25 protein-coding genes are annotated in these 18,701 nt (G+C 31.8%); all 25 read left to right on the top strand.

Annotated elements, in window-relative coordinates:
* Position 1: 1 nt before the first annotated feature.
* The 25 genes from J2Z76_RS13390 (at position 2) to J2Z76_RS13270 (ending at position 18,578) form a co-directional block, all read left to right on the top strand.
* Positions 2-268 carry a DUF6148 family protein gene (locus J2Z76_RS13390; protein ID WP_209512575.1) on the top strand — a complete coding sequence of 89 codons (267 nt, stop codon included), beginning with the start codon at positions 2-4 and terminating at the stop codon, positions 266-268.
* A 3-nt stretch (positions 269-271) separates the two neighbouring features.
* Entirely contained in the window at positions 272-1,858 is a 1,587-nt protein-coding gene (locus J2Z76_RS13385) for a phage portal protein (RefSeq protein WP_342455052.1), read from the top strand.
* Positions 1,821-2,933, top strand: coding sequence for a head maturation protease, ClpP-related (locus J2Z76_RS13380; RefSeq protein ID WP_209512574.1), 1,113 nt, complete (start codon positions 1,821-1,823; stop codon positions 2,931-2,933). The genes J2Z76_RS13385 and J2Z76_RS13380 overlap by 38 nt, the downstream gene beginning before the upstream one ends.
* A complete protein-coding gene (locus J2Z76_RS13375) occupies positions 2,934-3,272 on the top strand; it encodes a head decoration protein (protein WP_209512573.1) in 339 nt (112 codons plus the stop codon).
* A 14-nt stretch (positions 3,273-3,286) separates the two neighbouring features.
* Complete coding sequence (locus tag J2Z76_RS13370) at positions 3,287-4,324, top strand: major capsid protein (protein WP_209512572.1); 1,038 nt, start codon at positions 3,287-3,289, stop codon at positions 4,322-4,324.
* Positions 4,325-4,389: 65 nt separating this feature from the next.
* Complete coding sequence (locus J2Z76_RS13365) at positions 4,390-4,605, top strand: hypothetical protein (protein ID WP_209512571.1); 216 nt, start codon at positions 4,390-4,392, stop codon at positions 4,603-4,605.
* 29 nt (positions 4,606-4,634) lie between these two features.
* Complete coding sequence (locus tag J2Z76_RS13360; protein WP_209512570.1) at positions 4,635-4,949, top strand: hypothetical protein; 315 nt, start codon at positions 4,635-4,637, stop codon at positions 4,947-4,949.
* Positions 4,949-5,638, top strand: a complete 690-nt coding sequence (locus J2Z76_RS13355; protein ID WP_209512569.1) for a phage tail protein — start codon at positions 4,949-4,951, stop codon at positions 5,636-5,638. The genes J2Z76_RS13360 and J2Z76_RS13355 overlap by 1 nt, the downstream gene beginning before the upstream one ends.
* Positions 5,638-6,159: a hypothetical protein gene (locus tag J2Z76_RS13350; protein ID WP_209512568.1), complete on the top strand. Its 522-nt coding sequence runs from the start codon at positions 5,638-5,640 to the stop codon at positions 6,157-6,159. Before J2Z76_RS13355 ends, J2Z76_RS13350 begins: the two co-directional genes overlap by 1 nt.
* A gap of 13 nt (positions 6,160-6,172) precedes the next feature.
* Entirely contained in the window at positions 6,173-7,582 is a 1,410-nt protein-coding gene (locus tag J2Z76_RS13345) for a phage tail sheath protein (RefSeq protein ID WP_209512567.1), read from the top strand.
* The gene (locus J2Z76_RS13340; RefSeq protein WP_209512566.1) at positions 7,582-8,097 is read left to right on the top strand and encodes a phage major tail tube protein; all 516 of its coding nucleotides are present in this window, start codon (positions 7,582-7,584) and stop codon (positions 8,095-8,097) included. The genes J2Z76_RS13345 and J2Z76_RS13340 overlap by 1 nt, the downstream gene beginning before the upstream one ends.
* Before the next feature lie 15 nt (positions 8,098-8,112).
* Entirely contained in the window at positions 8,113-8,394 is a 282-nt protein-coding gene (locus J2Z76_RS13335) for a phage tail assembly protein (protein ID WP_209512565.1), read from the top strand.
* Positions 8,395-8,583: 189 nt separating this feature from the next.
* Positions 8,584-10,449: a tape measure protein gene (locus J2Z76_RS13330; protein WP_209512564.1), complete on the top strand. Its 1,866-nt coding sequence runs from the start codon at positions 8,584-8,586 to the stop codon at positions 10,447-10,449.
* Positions 10,433-10,636 carry a tail protein X gene (locus J2Z76_RS13325; RefSeq protein WP_342455051.1) on the top strand — a complete coding sequence of 68 codons (204 nt, stop codon included), beginning with the start codon at positions 10,433-10,435 and terminating at the stop codon, positions 10,634-10,636. The genes J2Z76_RS13330 and J2Z76_RS13325 overlap by 17 nt, the downstream gene beginning before the upstream one ends.
* Before the next feature lie 3 nt (positions 10,637-10,639).
* Complete coding sequence (locus tag J2Z76_RS13320) at positions 10,640-11,563, top strand: phage late control D family protein (protein WP_209512562.1); 924 nt, start codon at positions 10,640-10,642, stop codon at positions 11,561-11,563.
* 26 nt (positions 11,564-11,589) lie between these two features.
* Complete coding sequence (locus tag J2Z76_RS13315; RefSeq protein WP_209512561.1) at positions 11,590-12,120, top strand: phage tail protein; 531 nt, start codon at positions 11,590-11,592, stop codon at positions 12,118-12,120.
* Positions 12,121-12,145: 25 nt separating this feature from the next.
* Positions 12,146-12,445, top strand: coding sequence for a GPW/gp25 family protein (locus tag J2Z76_RS13310; protein ID WP_209512560.1), 300 nt, complete (start codon positions 12,146-12,148; stop codon positions 12,443-12,445).
* Positions 12,438-13,583 carry a baseplate J/gp47 family protein gene (locus J2Z76_RS13305; protein WP_209512559.1) on the top strand — a complete coding sequence of 382 codons (1,146 nt, stop codon included), beginning with the start codon at positions 12,438-12,440 and terminating at the stop codon, positions 13,581-13,583. The genes J2Z76_RS13310 and J2Z76_RS13305 overlap by 8 nt, the downstream gene beginning before the upstream one ends.
* Positions 13,580-14,140 (top strand): phage tail protein, encoded by a 561-nt coding sequence (locus J2Z76_RS13300; RefSeq protein ID WP_209512558.1) that lies wholly within the window; start codon positions 13,580-13,582, stop codon positions 14,138-14,140. Before J2Z76_RS13305 ends, J2Z76_RS13300 begins: the two co-directional genes overlap by 4 nt.
* Positions 14,140-15,570 carry a phage tail protein gene (locus J2Z76_RS13295; protein ID WP_209512557.1) on the top strand — a complete coding sequence of 477 codons (1,431 nt, stop codon included), beginning with the start codon at positions 14,140-14,142 and terminating at the stop codon, positions 15,568-15,570. Before J2Z76_RS13300 ends, J2Z76_RS13295 begins: the two co-directional genes overlap by 1 nt.
* A 79-nt stretch (positions 15,571-15,649) precedes the next feature.
* The gene (locus J2Z76_RS13290) at positions 15,650-15,922 is read left to right on the top strand and encodes a hypothetical protein (protein WP_209512556.1); all 273 of its coding nucleotides are present in this window, start codon (positions 15,650-15,652) and stop codon (positions 15,920-15,922) included.
* A 13-nt stretch (positions 15,923-15,935) separates the two neighbouring features.
* A complete protein-coding gene (locus J2Z76_RS13285; RefSeq protein ID WP_209512555.1) occupies positions 15,936-16,073 on the top strand; it encodes a hypothetical protein in 138 nt (45 codons plus the stop codon).
* 80 nt (positions 16,074-16,153) lie between these two features.
* Positions 16,154-17,275 carry a S8 family serine peptidase gene (locus J2Z76_RS13280; RefSeq protein ID WP_209512554.1) on the top strand — a complete coding sequence of 374 codons (1,122 nt, stop codon included), beginning with the start codon at positions 16,154-16,156 and terminating at the stop codon, positions 17,273-17,275.
* A 162-nt stretch (positions 17,276-17,437) separates the two neighbouring features.
* Positions 17,438-17,878 carry a phage holin family protein gene (locus J2Z76_RS13275; RefSeq protein ID WP_209512553.1) on the top strand — a complete coding sequence of 147 codons (441 nt, stop codon included), beginning with the start codon at positions 17,438-17,440 and terminating at the stop codon, positions 17,876-17,878.
* Positions 17,871-18,578, top strand: a complete 708-nt coding sequence (locus J2Z76_RS13270; RefSeq protein ID WP_209512552.1) for an N-acetylmuramoyl-L-alanine amidase family protein — start codon at positions 17,871-17,873, stop codon at positions 18,576-18,578. Before J2Z76_RS13275 ends, J2Z76_RS13270 begins: the two co-directional genes overlap by 8 nt.
* The last annotated feature ends 123 nt before the right edge of the window (positions 18,579-18,701 follow it).

The raw sequence follows: 18,701 nt of genomic DNA, 5'->3' as shown, positions 1-18,701 counted from the left end.
AATGGACAATCAAATTCCAAATAAACCTACAGCTCTAGAAGAATATAAAGAGGCAAAAAAACACTATGATGCATGGAATGAGGCGGAGTTATCTGTAATAAATGGTCAAAGTTATCAAATAGGTAGTCAGAGATTGGATAGAGCTAATTTATATCAAATAAGAGAGCAGTTGAAGTATTGGCGAAAAGAGATGAATAAATACGAGGAGAAAGTACGAGGCAAATCTACAAATATAAGAGTTAGCAGAATTACACCAGTAGATTTTTAGGGGGTGATTAAAATTGGTATAGCAAACAAATTAGAAAATGTTATTAATAATATTAGTCCTACATGGGGATTGAATAGAGCTGTTGCAAGAAAAAAACACAATATAATTAATTCAGGGTATTCACATCATGGCGCAAGCTATAGTAAGAAAAGTTTAGCAGGGTGGATTAGCTCAGGTGGTTCTACTAAAGAGGATATAGATGATAATTTGAGCACTCTAAGAGAACGTTCAAGGGATTTGTATATGGGAGCACCCATAGCTACTGGTGCAATAAAGACTATACGAACTAATGTAGTTGGTTCTGGTTTAATGTTGAGACCTCAAATTGATTATGAAATATTAAAGATGTCTGATGAAGAGGCAAGGGCGTGGGAACGAAAAGCACAACGTGAATTTGCTTTATGGGCTGACACACCACATTGTGATGCTGAAAGAATGAATAATTTTTATGAGTTGCAGCAACTTGCTTTTTTATCTTTTTTAGCAAGTGGGGAGTGTTTTGCACTTTTACCTGTAATTAAAAGACCAAATATTCCATATGATTTGAGAGTTAAGCTTATAGAGGCAGATAGAGTGTCAACTCCGACCTTTGAATATAACAATAGTAAAATCATAAATGGTGTTGAAATAGGGTTGCATGGTGAAGTAGTTGCCTATTATATATCTAATTTTCATCCACTAGGTACTCAAACAATAAAAAAAGAGTGGAAAAGAACTAGTAAATATGGCAAAAAGAGTGGCAGGCCTAATGTTTTACATTTGATGGATGCAGAAAGACCTGAACAAAGACGAGGAGTTCCTATATTGGCTCCAGTAATAGAAAGTTTGAAACAATTAGCAAGATATAGCGAAGCAGAACTAACTGCAGCAGTTATAAGTGGTATGTATACGGTTTTTATAGAAAGTCCTAATGATGTTGATACAGAAAACAGTCCATTTGGACAAACAAATTTCGAATATGATGATGATACTAATTATGATGAAATAGATGATCAAGATAGAGAAATAAAGCTTGGTAATGGTGCAGTTGTTGAACTTGGCAATGGTGAAAAAATAAATGTTGCTAATCCTGGTAGACCAAATGCTAACTTTGATGGTTTTGTAACTTCTATAAGCAGGCAAATTGGTTCAGCACTAGAATTACCATATGAATTATTAGTAAAACAATTTACAGCCTCCTATAGTGCTAGTAGAGCATCACTTCTTGAAGCTTGGAAGATGTTTAGAATGAGAAGAACATGGCTATCAAATGATTTTTGTCAGCCAATATATGAAGAGTGGTTAACTGAGGCTATTGCAAAAGGTAGGATTAATGCACCGGGCTTTTTTAATGATCCACTTGTTAGAAAGGCATATTGTGGAGCTGAATGGAATGGACCTACTCAAGGACAATTAGATCCTTTAAAAGAAGTTAATGCAGCCGCAAAAAGAGTTGATAATGGTTTTTCTACCAGAACTCGTGAAACCCAAGAGCTTACTGGTGGAGACTATAATATATATATCAAACAAAGAAAAGAAGAAGAAAAACAAATGAAGGAGGTGAATGATATAAATGCCAATGAGCCAAGCAAGACAGCAAACACTAAATAAAAAATTTTGGGTGATGAATAAGCTTAATCAAAACACAGGTGAAATATTAATCTATGGTGATATATGCGATTATTCATGGTGGGAAGAAGATGTAACACCTGCTGGATTTATAGAGGATATTGATAAATTAGGAGAGATATCTGATATTAACATTAGAATAAACAGCAATGGTGGAAGTGTATTTGCAGCACATGCTATTGCAAATTATCTTAAATCAAGAAATGTAACTAAAAATGTCTATATTGATGGTATTGCTGCAAGTGCTGCAACAATAATCGCTATGGCAGGAGACAATATCTATATGTCAAGTACATCAATGATGATGATACACGATCCATCGGTTGTGTTATGGGGTGGATATAATGTTAAAGATTTCAATGAAATGACAATAGCTTTAAATAAAATCAAAGAGAGCATAGTTAACGCTTATGTTTTAAAAACAGGAATAGATAAAGATGAATTAGCTAATATGATGTCCAATGAAACATGGTTAACTGGTACAGAGGCGGTAGAAAAGGGATTTGCTGATGTATTGTTAGAAGAAGATGAAATTAATATGGCCATGGAAGAAATTCAAAATAAGAGGTTTTTAGTAGTTAATAAAATTAAATTTGATATGAGTAATTTTAAGGATTTATCTAAATTTAACAATATTAGCACTCAAAAAATAAACAATTCAAATAAAGAAGAGGAGCAATCTATAATGAATTTAGAAGAATTTAAAAATAAATACCCGGATTTATATAATCAAATAGTGCAACAGGCAATAAATAATGGTGCAGCACAGGAAAGGCAGAGAATACAAGAAATTGAAGATGTAGCATTGCCAGGATTTGAAGATTCAGTTAATAAGGCAAAATTTGAAAAACCTATAGATGCAGGGCAATTGTCTATGGAAATATTAAAGCAGCAAAAAAATATAGGTAATACTGTTTTAAATAATATTAACATAGATGCTGAAGAGCTTGATGATATTCCTCCAGTAGAAAATATTGATGAAACAGAAACCGATAAAATACTTAATAATTCAAATAGAATATCAAATTTCTTTAAAAATAAGAAAGGGGACAAATAAATGAACTTATCAATAGAGACATCAACTTATACACCAGAAAACTTTTATGGTAAAAAGGATTGTACAGCTAATGAGATAGTTGTTTTACAATCAGGAAAAGTTGTAAAAGGGCAACTAGTTAAAAAAGATGCTTCTGGCAAAATAATTCCTGATGATGGAGTGGATGTTACAACTTTGTATGGAATTATGGCTGAAGATGTAGATGCAACAACAGCTGATAAAGTAGGAGTATGTTATATTAATGGTTCTTTCCAAGATTCGGCATTAACATATCCTGCAGGAAAGACTTTAGAAGATTATAAAGATGTATTTAGAACCCTTGGGTTTGAAATTATATAAGGAGGATAGTAAATATGCCAAATATTTTATACAACAAAAGAACTTTATTAGGTGCAGTTAGACAAATGGAGTCACCTAGAACATTTTTAAGAGATACATTCTTTACAAATATCAGAACGTTTCAAACAGAAACAGTTGAAATTGACATTGTAAAAGGGGACAGGCAGGTAGCACCATTTGTGCATCCTATAATTGGTGGTAAAGTTATGGTTAATAAGGGTTACCAAACTAACTCATATAAGCCACCATTAGTTGCACCTGAAAAAATAATCACCGCTAAAGATTTAAACGATAGATTAGCAGGCGAAAATCCTTATGAAACTACGTCAGCAGAGGATAGAAATGCGAAAAAAACTGCTGAGTATTTGGAATTGTTAGAAGATTCTATAACTCGTAGAGAAGAATTGATGTGTTCTCAGGCTATATTTGAAGGTAAAGTAGTGGTAAAAGGCGAAGGATTGGATGAAGAAATCAATTTTGGATTTACTAATAATGCAACTATAGCTACTAAATGGAGTATAGATGGTTCAAATCCTATAGCAGATTTAGAAGCAATGTACTCATTGGTTCAAACTAATGGTATGACTAATCCAGGTATATGTATAATGGCTAATAATGTTGCTAATGCTTTTATAAATCATAAGCTGGTAAAAGAAGTATTAGACATAAAAAATTATCAGTTAGCTAAAATTGAGCCTAAAACATTACCTAATGGAACTAGATACATAGGAAGGTTATCATTGCTTGATTTAGATATATATACATATAGTGGTATGTATACTGATGATTGGACTGGAGCTTCACCAGTGACAAAAAAATTCGTACCAGATAATAAGGTTGCATTGTTACCAATAGATGCTAATTTCTCATTAGCCTATGGTGCTGTTGAGATAGCTGATGATAAAACAGAGCAAATTTATTTAGCTGAAGGTAGAAGAATTCCAGATATATACGTAGAAAGAAAACCAGTTAGAAAGATATTAAATCTTTCATCAAGACCATTACCAATACTGGATAAAGTAGATAGTTTTGCGGTAGCAGATGCATTATAGGATAAAAATTGAAAGACTGTTGAGAAATCAATAGTCTTTTTCAATATAAGTTTTAGGAGGTAATTATGGCTGCTAAGAATAGTAAGTATGAAAGTAAAATAAATAACTTAATTTTTAAAGGTACACTCTATAATAAGGGTGATGTTTTAGATTTATCTGATAAGGACGCAAAAGGATTATTAGAAAATAACTTTATTTGCGTACCGGGCAAAGAGGAAATACCCTGGGAAGATTATGATCAAGAGGATGACAATCCAGAAGAACCTGAGGATGAAGAGTAATAAGAACTACTATAGAAGGTAGGTACTTTATGATTTTTAAAGAGCAGTTAGCACATGATACAGAAACAATATTTTTAAATAATAATGAGTTTAGTGAGGTACATATAATTGATGGTGTACCCACTAATATTATTATTGACAATGACGAGTTAAAGAAAAGAACTAAAAATGAGTACAATGGAATTTATTTTGGTGATTTATTGTATTTTGTTGATAAAAGGCATTTTGCAAAAGAACCAAAGATTGGCGAAACTCAAATATTTGATAAAAGACCATGTACTGTTACAGATGTAAAAAAGAGTTCAACTATGTATGAAATTGTGCTGGAATACGTGAGGAACTAATGGCTAAATTTGAAAATAATAGTGTATATGTTGATACTAAATCATTTGACAGACTAAAAATAGAGTTAGGAAATTTAGAAAAACAAATACCTAATGCTACAGTATCGGCATTAAATAGAACGTTGAAATTCACCAAAACCAATACAGATAAATTAGTGAGAGAAGAATATGCAGTAAAATCAGGCAGAGTAAAGGAAACACTAAAAATTCATAAGGCCAGCAAGAAGAAATTAAATGCATATATAGAGTCTAAAGGTTCAACTCTGACTTTAGCAAGTTTTCCACATAATCCTAAAAGCCCAGGGACTAGAAGAAAAACTGTTAAAGTCAAAATAAAGAAGAACGAAGGATATAAAAGTATAACTCCGAGAATTAATCCACTGAATGGAAAAGAACTAAAACCCTTTGTTCAAACAGCTAATAATGCAACTTTGATTTGGCATAGAACTGGCAACAAAGCTAGGCGTAATGAAATTAAAAGAATAGCACATAAAAAAATAACAGGTAAAAGCCAAAAAAGAAATTATAAAGAGATGATACCTTATAGAACATTGTCTATTCCTCAGATGATATCTAGTCATGACACAATGGAAAAAATTCATAAAATGGCAAAAGAAAAGCTTGAAGAAAGATTGGAACATGAAATTAAATATAGGATTGATAAAGCAAGCAAGGCGGTGAAAAAGTAATGACAATTAGAGATGTTTTAGATGATATTAAAATATTTATAGAAAATAAAGTTGCTTGTGAGTTCAAATTAGAGAAACCTCCTGTTGAAGATTTGATTGATGAAGAATATACGCTGGTTAATCCAAGTGTTTTTATTGGTTGGTTGCCGCCTAAAAACTATAATGAGTTTCATGAGATACCGTCAATTATAGTTATGGGTGATACTGGTGAGGATAATGGAGAAGAGGGTAGTATAGGTATTAGGTTAGCAATTGGTACTTATGATATTGGGCATACAATAAAAACGGATGATGAGCTAAATACTAGTATAAATAGCAAGGGTTATCTAGATTTAATTAATTTAGTAGAGAAAATAAAGCAGGAGTTCTCTAAAAATAGAGTGCTAGATCATACAACATTAGAAGGTCCTTTTAAATGGGGATTATATGAAGAACAACCATTTCCATATTGGTATGCTTGGGTTAGCTTTAATGCAAACATATCATCTACTATAACACAATATGGAGAAAAATTTTTATAGCAGGAGGTAAACTATGTACAAACATGGTATTTATGGGGAAAGAGTCCCTAGTGAGGTAAAGATAGAAAAGTCAACTGGTACTATACCCCTATATGTAGGCACTGCACCAGTATTTAGAACAAATAATCCACAAAATATAAATACACCAATTATTATATCAACATTGAATGATGCTATAGAAAAGTTTGGCTACAATGAAAATGATGATTTCGAAGTTTATACTTTGTGTGGCTGCATATTTGCTCATTTGAGTAACGCAATAAAGCCTATTGGACCAATTATATTAGTTAATGTTTTAGACGGTTCTAAAGTTGAATCTGAGGCTACAACTAAAACAATAAATCTCATAAATGGTATAGGTTATATTGAAGATGATTTAGACATATCGACTATCTCAATAACTGATTTAGATGAGGGTATTGATTATAGCGCTGAATATGAAGGTAATAAAGTTAAGATTGTTGTTACAGCATCTGGTGTAGGTAATAGTATAGATATATCTTATAAAAAGATTGATAAGATTGTTACAGATATGGAAATAGTTACTGGTCTTGATGTTGTGGATACAATTTATCAGACTTTAAATGTAGTACCAAATATTTTGGTTACACCTGGATTTAATAGTGCATCTGTAGAGTCAGCGTTAGTAAATAAATCATATGCCGTAGACGGTAATATGGAAGCTATTGCTGTTACTGATATTGATTCAAAGGTAGTTAAGACTATTGATGATGCTATAGCATGGAAGAATACTAATAAATTTGTTTCTACTAAAAATAAAACTTGTTGGCCAAGATTTAAAGTAGGGGGAAAAATTATATATGCATCAATAATTGCTGCGGTAACAATGCAAATAGTAGATAGCCAAAATGATAATGTACCATATGAAAGTCCATCTAATAAAACAATTGACATAACTAGTATGGTAGTTGGACAAGGTCAAGATGTTAGTATTATAAAATTTAATAAAATAGATGCTAACAGGTTAAATGAAAAGGGTATAACAACTGCGTTATTTAATGGAGGCAAGTGGGTTTTGTGGGGTCCTCATATGTCTAACTACGAATATGGAGTAACTGAGAAAGCTGATGAAATATTTGACTCTTCTGTTAGAACAAATATTTATTTGAATACAGACTTTATAGTTAGAAATGCAGATATAGTTGATTCGCCATTGGCTCGTAATGACATTGATTCTATAATTAATACTGAGCAAGCAAGATTAAATTCATTAGTGTCTGATGGTAAGTTGCTTTATGCAAAAATTGATTTTATTGCTAATCAAAATGTTGATAGTGATTTAATAAATGGTGATTTTGTATTTAATTCTGATGTTACAAATACACCACCAGCGAAATCAATTACAAATAAAGTTCAGTATGTTAATAATGGATTAAGTAAATTAACAGGAGGTACTGAATAATGAAGGTTAGAAATAAGACTATTAACTATAATATTTATACCAAGATTAATAATAAAGCTAATAGAATTTTAGATACAACAGAAGTTACCTTACCAAGCATAGAGAATGGTTCAGATTCTATTAAGGGCACTGGTATATTAGGTGAGATTGATTTGCCTAATTTATATCAGCCAGGAAGTATGACAACTATTATTAGTTTTAGAGGTATTAATGAGAGTGCTGCTGAAATGTTGGTTACTGATAATCTAGAAATTAGGTGGATAACTGATAGGTTTGATACTAATGGCTTGAAAAATGGTATTGATCATCACAAAGCGTTTTTAACTGTAAAACTTAAAAAGTTTGATGAGGGTAAGGTTGGAAGTGGTGAGTCTAGTGATGGCTCATATGAATATGAGGTTTTGGCGTATAAGAGGATAATGAATGGTGAAGAACTGTTACATATTGATAAGCTAAACTCTATATTTTCAGTAAGAGGTAAAAATTTATTAGAGGATATGAATAAATATCTTTAAAAGGGAGGAAACACAATGGCAGCAGTAAAATTAAATAATCCAGTAAAAATAGACGGAAAAGAAATAACTGAATTGGAATACAATCTAGATGATCTAAAAGCTGATAGTATACAAAATGCTATTAAAGATTTTGCAAGAGAAGAGTACATGCCCACATCTGTAGAGCATGACATATATATGCATGCGCATTTATTTAGTCAAGCATCTAATGTTGATTATCAAGATGTAAAGAGAATGGGATTAAAGGATTTTGTTAAGGTAACCAATCTAGTAAAGAGTTTTTTGTTAGAAGAGTAGGCTTTCTAATTGATGAGGAATATATAAATATAATCATAGCTCAGATAACATTAGAGACATCAAATAGTAGAAAGGATTGTCTTGATATGTATTTAACTGAGCTAATTGATTATTATGAAGGTCTAGCTGATGAAATAGAGAGAAGAAATAAAGCTTATGAAAAAGAGAACAAGGCGTTAGGAGGTTAGTATGGGTGCTAAAGGATTTGTAACTAACGTCATAATAGGCGGTAAAATTAATTCAAGTTTAAAGCAAGCTTTTGGTAATTTTAATAAAACTACTGATAAATCTACAAAAAGCGTAGATAAATTGAATAGTAGTTTAGGTAGTTTTCAAAAGAAAATAGTTGGATTAGCAACAGGCTATATGGTTAAAAAAGCATTTACTGCAATATCTAGTACAGCACTTGATTCAGCTGCAAGTATGGAACAGTATAGAATAACTCTTAATACGGTTCTAAAGGATTCACAAAAAGCTGGCGAAACATTAAAATGGGCAACAAACTTTGCGAATGTAACACCATTTGAAACAGACGAGATAGTAGGTGCATCTGTAAAACTTGAATCCTATGGACTAACTGCTAAAAAGTATTTACCTATAATTGGTGACATGGCTGCTGTTATGGGCAAAGATGCAATGCAAGCCACAGAGGCTATTGCAGATGCCCAAACAGGAGAATTAGAGAGGTTAAAGGAGTTCGGAATAACTAAAGAAATGATTGTTGAGCAATCTTATAAAAGGCTTGCAGGAATAGAGGTTGTAAATAATCAAGGACAAATTACTAACCAAAGGGCTTTTAATGCTGCTTTACTTTCACTTATGAAAGAAAAGTTTGATGGTGGTATGGAAGCACAGTCAAAAACATTTAAAGGTAGAGTATCTACAATAGTAGGTACAATGAAAAGTGGACTTGGACAAATAGCTGGAATGTCAGCTGATGGAGAAATAGTTAATGGTAGTGCATTTGACATTATTTCTAAAAAAGCGGGACAACTTGCTGGTACTATGGAGAGAATGCAAGCTAATGGTTCTTTTGAGAGAATACAACAAAATGTTGGTTTAATTGCAGGAAAAATAATGGACGGTATAGATAGAGTATTACCTAAAATTGTAAATCTAACAGATTATATTGTAAAAAATGGTGATAAAATTGTTAGTATAGGGTTGAAAATTGGTAAGGCATATCTAGGAATTAAAGGCTTTTCAATATTTAAACAAGGTGCTATATCGGCAATTTCTTTCGGTAAAGACACTAAAAAGGTTTTTGGAGATGTAAAAAAAGCAATTGATAAAATACCTCGTGATTCAATTGGTAAAGGTGTAGATATAGCTACTAAAGGTCTTGTGAATGGTATTGATAAAGTTTGGTCTTTAGGTGGAAAGGCTATAACTGGTGTAGTTAAAGGCTTTAAAATGTTACCATCTGTAGCTAAAGGCGCATTTGGGTTAGTAGGCAAAGCAGCAACTTTTATGATTTCACCAATGGGGTTGACTGTTGCAGCAATAGCTGGTGTAGCTATTGCTGGGTATATGCTATATAAAAACTGGGACAAAGTTAAAGAAAAATTAGGTGTTATATGTGGAGCTATAGGAGATGGATTTAAAGGTGTAGCAAATAGTATGATAGGTGCAGTTAATTGGGCTATCAATGGAATTAATGGTATAAATGTAACTATTCCTGATTGGGTACCTGATTGGATTGGTGGGGGCAAAACTTTTGGATTTAGTATACCAACTATACCTACATTTGCAAATGGTGGCTTTACTAGTACTCCAAGTATATTTGGTGAAGCAGGACCAGAGGCGGCTATACCTATAAAACATGGAAATGCAAGAAGCTTAAGTTTATTAGGAAAGACAGCACAACTATTAGGTGTTAACCCAGCTAATGAGCAAGGTATTACTATAGTTTATTCTCCTGTAATTAATGGTGGAAATGTATCTGAAATTAAAAAGATGTTAGAAACTGACTATGAGAAATTTAAAGCTTTTATGTCACAATATCTAAGTGAAGAAGGTAGATTGAGTTATGAGCCAAATGTATTACCAATATAGAACATTAGAGAGCGATACTTTCGATAGTATCGCTCTAGATTTTTACAATGATGAATTTAAGGCAACTGATATAATAAAGCTTAACCCACATTTTGCTGATGTAATATTGTTTGAAGCAAATATTATATTAAAGATACCAGTTTTAGATACACCTACTTCATCTACACTACCGCCATGGAAGAGGTAATATATGAATATAATATATAATTCTAAAGACATAACAAATAATGTTGAAATTATATCAACAATAGTATCCGATAGGCATGGTGGTAAAGCGGATGATATAAAATTGGTGTTTTTAGATAAAGATAGATTATGGTTACAATGGGATCCACAGTTTGATGATGAAATAGAAATTACAGAAAATGGTTTCAGTAGTGGAGTAATGTTTATTGATGGATTAAAGATAACAAATGGAAAGTATATTATAAATGCTAAATCTGTTCCATCTAAGGCCAAGGATTTTAATAATAAAGAGTGGTACAATATATCTTTTAGAGAAGTTTCTAAGTCCCTATCAAATGATATGGGATTAGGAATTGATTATTATGATGTTGATGACATAACATATAAGTATTTAGAAATGAAAGATAAAACTAATCTACAGTTTCTCAATGAACTGTGTATACTTGAGGGATATTCTCTAAAAATTGTGGATAAAAAAGTTATTATTTATAAGGAACACATATTAGAAAAAGCTAGTTCGGTCAAGTCGTTTATTATTAATGACTTTATTGATGAATATAGTTTTATAAAGAATTCTGCTATCACATATAGAAAGTGCATTGTGAGGTATTATGATGAAAATAATGAGTTAAATAATTCTGAATATTGGGATAACTCTATATCAGGGGGTACGTTTATATATCCTAAAATATTAGATAACAAGACAGATAGTGATAGGTTCAGTAAAAATATATTGAGATATTTTAATAAAGATGTTGTGACAGGTGCATTTAATGCTAAATTAGATACTACAATATCAGCTGGTAATGTTATTGAATTAAGAGAATTATCTAGTCTAAATGGTAACTATTTTATAACAGAAGCAGTTCATAATATAACCAAAAAAATAACTGGATTTAAAGTACGCAAAGTTCTTGAAAATTATTAGTAATTTAGTTTGAGGTAGGTGATGATATGAAGTTATGCGAGTTTGGTGGGAAGATATTCACTGTTAGCTCAAATAGAATATATACTTTTGATAATTTAGAACGGAGTAGTGAACTTAGTATTGAGGAACAGGAGTTAGAGGGTAACAAACCATCAACATATATAAAGGGCCCAGGTCTTGATAAAATTAATTTTACTATTCATTTTTCTTCAAGTAGCAAGTTGAATATAAGAGATGAGATAGAAAGTTGGATAAGGTTAAAAGATAATTGCAAACCTCATTATATAATTATTGGGGAAAAAATATATGGTGGTAATAAATATTTGTTAACAAATGTTAGTATTACTGAACAGGAAATTCTATATTCAGGAGATATTTCTAAAGCTAATGTTAAATTAGATTTTGTTGAATATGTTAGGCCTGGTAATAAAGAAGTTGCAACTTCCACAAGTAATGAGAGCAAAGCAGCAGAAAAAAGAGAAAATGAAAATTGTACCCAAGCCCAGTTGAAAATGATTGAAATGTTAGAAGATGAAAATTTCAGTGGAAATGAATAATAAAGATTCGGGTAAGGAGGTATAAATGGCACAATATACAATTACTAATAAAGATGTTTTAAATTGGAGGGCACAAGGCCATGAGCGGATACTTCAAAATATTTCTAATATATTGTCTACTTACAAGTATGAAGTTGCTTATGACAGGGTGTTTGGACGAGATAATAAAAATATAGATAAGGCATCTAATAAATCATTAGGTTCTATAATATCCGAAACGTATGATTTAATACAAAAATATGAGCCAAGAGCAACAATCCAAGAAGTAAATGTTGAAAATCAAAACGGCAATATATTAATAAAGGTGGTCGTTGAAATTGAATGATTTTAATTTTTTAGATATAGATTCTAAACAAATATATGAAGATTTAATTAAGGATTTTGAAAAAGCATATGGAGAGATACTATATGCTGGTGATGAGAGAAGAATCTTTTTAAGTCAAATGGTACCAGCATTGGTTGCGTTAAAAAGTAATATAAATCAGACAGGTAAACAAAATCTATTGAGTTATGCTGTAGATGAAAGTCTTGACAACTTAGGTAACGATTTGTATAGTACTGAAAGGCTGCAACCAACTAAAGCAATTGCTAAAGGATTAATAACGCTTACTGGTGAACAAGTTAGAATAATAACTGTTCCTGCAGGCAAGAGAGTAACTCCTGATGGACAGTTGTTTTTTATAGTAAAAGATGAGGTTTCTATTCTGCCAGGAGAAACTAGCAAAGAGTGTGTACTAGAGGCTATGGAAACAGGAACAAAATATAATAACTTTTTAGCAGGACGGATAATGCATATTGTTGACACTGTACCATTTGTAGCAAGTATAGTTAATACTGAAACAACCTATAATGGTGGAGAAATAGAAGAAAATGCAAGGTATAGACTAAGGTGCAGATTATCAAATAAAAGTAAATCAACAACTGGACCTGATGATGCGTATAAGTATTTTGCAATGACTGCTGATTCATCTATTAGTGATGTTGATGTTTCTTCGCCATCTCCAGGAGTAGTAGAAATGGTTGTTTTGTTGGAAAATGGTGAGCTACCAAGTGATGAGATATTAAATAAGGTTTTAGAGCAAACATCTAGACGAGATAGAAGACCATTAACAGATAAGGTTTTAGCAACAAAGCCTAATATTATAAATTATGATATTAATATAAAGTATTATATTGATGAAACTTATCTAGCAGATGAATTATCAATTAGGAAAGTAATTGAAGGTAATAATATGGATTATATAGATGGAGCTGTTAGAAATTATGTAAATTGGCAGCATGAAAAATTAGGTAGGAGCATAAATCCGGATATGCTTCTTTTTTATATTCAAAATTCATATATGATAGATGGCAAAACTCCAATATGTAGAGTTGAAATTAATTCTCCAACATACACTGAAATTAATTCTAAATCAGTGGCAAAAGCTTTGAATATTTCTGTTGAGTATGGGGGCTTGTTATGAAATTAGATAATTTAGATTTATTGTCGCTTCAGACTGGAGCTATGAAAGAAGATAAAACTACTATTGCTTTGTCCATAGCTTTAAATAAACAAATTGAGAAGATGGTAGAGGAAACGTCAGTTATTAGCATATATAATAACATTGACAATTTAGATGAAGTAATTCTTGATATGTTGGCCTATGATTTAGATATAACCTGGTATGATGCCATGGCTCCAATTGATGTAAAGAGAAAGCTTATAAAGACAGGGGTAAAAACAAATAAATTATTAGGAACACCATATGCTGTAGAGGAAGTTATTAAAATGCATTTTGGTGATGGATTAGTTCAAGAGTGGTTTGAATATGGTGGGGAGCCATTCATGTTCAAAGTAGTTACATCTAATCCAAGTGTTACGCAGGAATCAGCAGATAAGTTTATTAAGATACTAAATTGTGTGAAAAATAAAAGATCACATCTAGAAACTATTTTGATAAGTTTAACGGGTGAAATGAGTTTTAAATTAGGATCTATAATACATGTTATAGATAAAATACAGATAAGGCAGGTGGGATAATGAGTTTTGGTGGATTATTATTTACAAACCTTGGTAAGAATTTGCAAGCTAAATCAATGACAGGTAGCGAATTAAGATTTACCAAAATAGTCATTGGTGATGGTGAGCTAGGTTCGGGTTCTATACTAGATTTGAGGAACGTGGTTCATGAAATAAAATCATTAGAAATAACAAAATTAAAAAGCACACCTGATGGCAAAGCAATATTAGGCACAAAATTTGACAACAACACAATTTCAGTAGGTTTCTACTGGAGAGAAATAGGAGTATTTGCCATGGATCCTGATATTGGAGAAATATTATACTGCTATGGCAATGCAGGTACAAATGCTGATTACATACCAGCATCAGGTGGAGCACAAGTAATAGAAAAAGTTATAGATTTACCTATTATCATAGGAAACGCAACAAATGTTACAGCTACCATTGCCAGCGGGTTATATGTATCAGCAGAGGATTTTGAAAATGAAGTAAATAGTATAAATACAGAGATTGTTGCTCTCAATGAACATATTGATGATTTAAATGGTAACAAAGCTGATTTAGTAGGTGGTAAAGTACCATCTGAACAATTACCAGAAATGGATTATATAAACCCTACTGATAACACTAAAGATAATATTGTTTCGTTTATCGAAGCAAGTACAGATATTGATATTAAAACAAATGAAACACATTCTACTTTGTTTGGTAAGATATTAAAATCAATAAAAACTTTAAGAACTTCAATTTCAAATATAATTAATGGAACTACAACAGTAGCAAAGGCTACAAATTCAAATTATTCTACATCAGCAGGAAATGCTGATAAACTAGATGGAAATGATTCATCTGCTTTCGCTACTTCAGGACACACACATAGCGGATATGCTCCCGCAAGCCATGCAAGCTCAGGAACAGGTTATGGTGTTGGAACAACTGGAAATTATGGACATGTTAAGCTGGTCGATAGTTTAACTTCTACTTTAACATCAGGAGCGGCATTAACGCCAAAGCAAGGGAAATTGTTAAATGACAAGATAATAACTAATATACCAGTATTAATAGCAACAGTAAATCTTAATAGCACTTCAAGAATAGATATAGGAAATTATTTTAATAACAAAGTATATGACATGTTTATATTATACCTTATAGGTTCTATAACTTTTAAAAATATATCAACTTCTACTGCATATAGTATTGGTATTCGATTAGATTACAGGGATACTATAACATCTGGTACAGGTATACCCCTTTTAAGTGGAAAAATATCTTCCAATAGTACCTTAGTAGTACCTACGAACTATAAAGCTGTATTCCATAGTGCAAATGGATATGTAAAAAATGACTATTTTGATGTCAATTATGAACCCGAATATTTAAGTTCTACAACACGAGGGGCGAACTCAACACAAATGTCTATTTTGGACCTTATATTGATACAATAAGTAATGTTAGTATAACAAGCAATAATATTCAGTTAAAAATATATGGTATAGATTTTACACTATAAGGAAGGAATTTTATATGAGATATGTATTTATTATGTCAGAAGGCATAGCTGTAGGTAAAGCAATAAATTATACAGATGTTAAGTATGATAATGAAATCGAAGTAACACAAGAGCAATATGAACAAACAAACACATTTCCTCTTATATCTACTATAAATGATGAAGGTAAAGTTTTGTGGAATGCTACAGAATATTATCCTAGTAAGTTAGAAGTTATTAAAGAACTAACTATTGAAGAAAAATTGGCTTTAGCAGAAGATACAATAAACTTCTTGCTTGGATTATAGAGGAGGTGAGATTATGTCAAGATTATATCCATTTATTTTAAACATGTGGATTATGGGTAAAAATGAAATCTATGTAAATAATGCCTTTAGTAAAGGTTATATTAATGAGGAAGAAAAGCAAACTATTTTAGCTACACCAAAGGTTCCATAGGTAACAAAAGAAAAATTTAGTGGACTAAGGACTATAGAAATATGGTCCTATTTTAATGCGAAAAAAAGGAGAGTGAAAAAGTGAAATTTTTAGACGATTATTTAATAGGTAAAAAATTAATTGATGAAACAACAGTATTGGGAGTTGATGATCTAAAGTTTTTAGAGTTATCAGGAAGACAGGCTTTTTATTCCCAAGGTATATACGGTCAAAATACAATATGTGCTGTAATTGACACAGGGGTTAGCCCTCACATAGAACTTGAAAATAGAATATTGGTTGGAAAGAATCTCAATAGTTCATATTCTTCTACAAACAATTATAGAGATGATAATATGCATGGAACTCACGTTGCTGGTTCGGTTGCGGGGAAAAATGTAGGAATTGCTCCACAATCTAAAATTCTACCAGTTAAAGTACTAGATGGTAGCGGTGGATGTAATAAAACACAAGATATAGTAAATGGTATTAAATATGCTAGACAATGGAGAAGTCCTAAAGGTGAAAAAGTTGATGTAATATCAATGAGCTTAAGTGGTACTAAGAATGGTTTTGGTACTACTGTTTGGAGTAACCTACAAGCAGAAATTAAAAATTGCGTGAAAGATGGTATTTTAGTTGTGTGTTCAGCAGGTAACACAGGAATTACAGAGCTGCGTTATCCAGGAGCTTATGATGAAGTTGTATGTGTAGGAGCTGTAGATATGGAGAAGAAACAAGCTGACTACACTACAATGGGCAATCATGTTGATTTATGTCAAGTTGGATCAAATGTTATAAGCGCTTATTATACTGGAGGATATATTGCATTAAGCGGAACCTCTATGAGCACACCGATAATTAGCGGTATAGCATGCTTAATAGCTTGTCAGCATAAATTAAAGTTTGGTGAAAGAATAACTGAAACTAAACTTTATGAGCAATTAAAAATGAACACAAAGGATTTAGGAATAGCTGGGGTTGACAAGATTTATGGAGTAGGTTTTTGTACGCTTCAACCATTAAATCTGACCATAGAAATGGAACATCTAAGTAATATTGTTAAATTCAATAATCAGAATATAACTACAGATATACCAAGTAGAGTAGAGAATGGACGCTTCTTATTTGAAATGAGATCATTTGCTGAAAGAACAGGGGCAGATATTAAAGTAGAAGCAGAGAATGAGTATCATAAAGTAAAAGCAAAATTTATTTGGTAATTAAAATCTGAGGAGCTAAGGCATAAATGTTAGTCTTGAAATTTTGGTTGGAATTGAAAGAATTGAGGCAAATTTAAGTCTAAAGAGACAAGCGTAAAAAAAATACATACAATATTATAGGGAGCTTGTAAGCTCTCTATTTTGAAGGGAGCAATAATGATAATGGAGAATATAAATTCGATTAAAATAGGTGTTTTAAGTATATTTGGCATAACTGGCAGTATAATAGCAAACTTACTTGGAGGATGGGATATGGCATTACAGACACTAATACTATTTATGGCCGTTGATTATATAACCGGATTAATAACTGCAGGTGTTTTCAAAAAGTCAAACAAGTCTGAAACTGGAGCATTAGAAAGTAAAGCAGGTTGGAAAGGACTAAGTAAAAAAGGTGTTACGCTTTTGATAGTTCTTATATCTGCGCAACTTGATAGATTAACAGGTATGGAAGTAATTAGAGATGCAGTTATTATCGCTTATGCAGTTAATGAAGCATTAAGTATTATAGAGAACGCAGGACTTATGGGAATCCCTATTCCAACCATAATAACTAAGGCATTAGATGCTTTACAAAACAAAGAGGGTGGGACCAATGATTAAAGTATTAATAGACCCCGGTCATGCGCCGGGGAATACTAATAAAGGTCCGACAGGATACTATGAATATCAGGGAGTATGGAAGATATCAACGTATTTAAAAGATATTCTATTATCCAAAGGTGTTCAAGTAGATTTTACCCGTACTTGGGAGCAGGACCTAACACTTTTAGAAAGAGGCCAAAAGGCTGCAGGATATGATTTATTTATTTCAGAGCATACCAATGCTTATGATGGAAGTACTAGAGGTGTAGAAGTATATTATGACTATACTAAGCCACAAGATGAAGAGTTTGCAGAAAAGATGGCTGCTAAAGTCGCTGCTGTGATGGGAAATCAAAGCAGAGGTGCTAAAACTAGAGTATATACAGAAAGTGGGAAGATTTATAACTATTATGGTGTTATTCGTGGAGCTGCAGATACAAACTGTAAGCATATACTACTGATTGAAAGTGGATTTCATGACAATATAGAAGATGAAGCATTTTTGAAAGTAGATGATAATTTGAAAAAGATATCTGAAGCACAGGCTGAGGTAATTTGCGAATTCTTAGTTATAGAGGGGTATAGTATGGCAGTTGAAGAAGCAAAACAAATTGTAAAAGATAAAGCAGGTCTTGAAGATAAAACTATGGATTTTCTTGTTAATGATTATAGGTTCGGTGAAAGTCTAGTTATAAAGCTAGCAAAAGCAATGATATAATATTCTATCATGACATATGGAAAAGTTTTTTAATTTTTAGATAGGAAAGTGATGTAGCCAGGCGTAATTGCCTGGTATTTTTTTTGACTAAATTTAATTAATGTTGTAAAATAATGTAAATAT

This window comes from Sedimentibacter acidaminivorans (genome assembly GCF_017873955.1).
Classification (GTDB): Bacteria; Bacillota; Clostridia; order Tissierellales; family Sedimentibacteraceae; genus Sedimentibacter; species Sedimentibacter acidaminivorans.
This window is presented reverse-complemented; position numbering and strand designations above follow the sequence as displayed.

Coding starts and splice junctions, on each gene's coding strand:
- J2Z76_RS13320 (WP_209512562.1), top strand. CDS start 10,640: ATGAATATAATATATAATTCTAAAGACATAACAAATAATGTTGAAATT.
- J2Z76_RS13275 (WP_209512553.1), top strand. CDS start 17,438: ATGGAGAATATAAATTCGATTAAAATAGGTGTTTTAAGTATATTTGGC.
- J2Z76_RS13335 (WP_209512565.1), top strand. CDS start 8,113: ATGGCAGCAGTAAAATTAAATAATCCAGTAAAAATAGACGGAAAAGAA.
- J2Z76_RS13310 (WP_209512560.1), top strand. CDS start 12,146: ATGGCACAATATACAATTACTAATAAAGATGTTTTAAATTGGAGGGCA.
- J2Z76_RS13325 (WP_342455051.1), top strand. CDS start 10,433: ATGTATTACCAATATAGAACATTAGAGAGCGATACTTTCGATAGTATC.
- J2Z76_RS13345 (WP_209512567.1), top strand. CDS start 6,173: ATGTACAAACATGGTATTTATGGGGAAAGAGTCCCTAGTGAGGTAAAG.
- J2Z76_RS13340 (WP_209512566.1), top strand. CDS start 7,582: ATGAAGGTTAGAAATAAGACTATTAACTATAATATTTATACCAAGATT.
- J2Z76_RS13290 (WP_209512556.1), top strand. CDS start 15,650: ATGAGATATGTATTTATTATGTCAGAAGGCATAGCTGTAGGTAAAGCA.
- J2Z76_RS13365 (WP_209512571.1), top strand. CDS start 4,390: ATGGCTGCTAAGAATAGTAAGTATGAAAGTAAAATAAATAACTTAATT.
- J2Z76_RS13295 (WP_209512557.1), top strand. CDS start 14,140: ATGAGTTTTGGTGGATTATTATTTACAAACCTTGGTAAGAATTTGCAA.
- J2Z76_RS13380 (WP_209512574.1), top strand. CDS start 1,821: ATGCCAATGAGCCAAGCAAGACAGCAAACACTAAATAAAAAATTTTGG.
- J2Z76_RS13350 (WP_209512568.1), top strand. CDS start 5,638: ATGACAATTAGAGATGTTTTAGATGATATTAAAATATTTATAGAAAAT.
- J2Z76_RS13360 (WP_209512570.1), top strand. CDS start 4,635: ATGATTTTTAAAGAGCAGTTAGCACATGATACAGAAACAATATTTTTA.
- J2Z76_RS13355 (WP_209512569.1), top strand. CDS start 4,949: ATGGCTAAATTTGAAAATAATAGTGTATATGTTGATACTAAATCATTT.
- J2Z76_RS13375 (WP_209512573.1), top strand. CDS start 2,934: ATGAACTTATCAATAGAGACATCAACTTATACACCAGAAAACTTTTAT.
- J2Z76_RS13315 (WP_209512561.1), top strand. CDS start 11,590: ATGAAGTTATGCGAGTTTGGTGGGAAGATATTCACTGTTAGCTCAAAT.
- J2Z76_RS13285 (WP_209512555.1), top strand. CDS start 15,936: ATGTCAAGATTATATCCATTTATTTTAAACATGTGGATTATGGGTAAA.
- J2Z76_RS13300 (WP_209512558.1), top strand. CDS start 13,580: ATGAAATTAGATAATTTAGATTTATTGTCGCTTCAGACTGGAGCTATG.
- J2Z76_RS13270 (WP_209512552.1), top strand. CDS start 17,871: ATGATTAAAGTATTAATAGACCCCGGTCATGCGCCGGGGAATACTAAT.
- J2Z76_RS13390 (WP_209512575.1), top strand. CDS start 2: ATGGACAATCAAATTCCAAATAAACCTACAGCTCTAGAAGAATATAAA.
- J2Z76_RS13330 (WP_209512564.1), top strand. CDS start 8,584: ATGGGTGCTAAAGGATTTGTAACTAACGTCATAATAGGCGGTAAAATT.
- J2Z76_RS13370 (WP_209512572.1), top strand. CDS start 3,287: ATGCCAAATATTTTATACAACAAAAGAACTTTATTAGGTGCAGTTAGA.